The 649-nt window shown below is 38.7% G+C and carries 1 protein-coding gene; it reads left to right on the top strand.

What is annotated here, in order from left to right; all coding sequences use genetic code 11:
• Positions 1 to 649: restriction endonuclease subunit S (locus tag ACTHUR_RS15085; protein WP_440399426.1), on the top strand; the 649-nt coding region annotated here is incomplete at both ends.

Genomic DNA, 649 nt, shown 5'->3' with positions numbered 1-649 from the left:
TTAGAGGCTAACCCATATTTTTTAAGCTATCAATTTCAAACTAATCGCAAAATCAATGAAATAGCAAAAATTACAACAGGTAATACCATAAAACATATTCTTTCATCAGACATGAAAGAGTTTGTGGTGGATTTCCCAATGGTAGAAGAACAAACCCACCTCGGTTTGTTTTTCCGTCGCTTAGACAGCCAAATTGCCGAGAGCCGTGCGGTGTTGGAAAAAAGCCGTCAGCTTAAAAAGGCAATGCTGGCAAAAATGTTTCCCGCAAACGGTGAAAAAATACCAAAAATCCGCTTTAAAGGGTTTGAGGGGGAGTGGGAATGTAGGAAATTGGGTATAGAGGTTGAAATTATTGGCGGAGGTACGCCTGATACAACGAATTCAGCATATTGGAATGGTGATATTGACTGGTACTCTCCTACTGAAATTGGAGAAGCTGCCTATGCAAATGGGAGTGTAAAAAAAATTACACTACTTGGATTACAAAAAAGTTCAGCCCAAATCCTCCCTGCAAATAGAACGGTACTTTTTACATCGAGAGCAAGTATTGGCGATATGGCAATTCTTACTAAAGACGGAGCTACAAATCAAGGATTTCAATCTTTTGTTGTCAGGGAAAAATTAGATGTTTATTTTCTCTATACCATGG

The organism is Neisseria sp. P0021.S007 (assembly GCF_051956855.1).
This window is presented reverse-complemented; position numbering and strand designations above follow the sequence as displayed.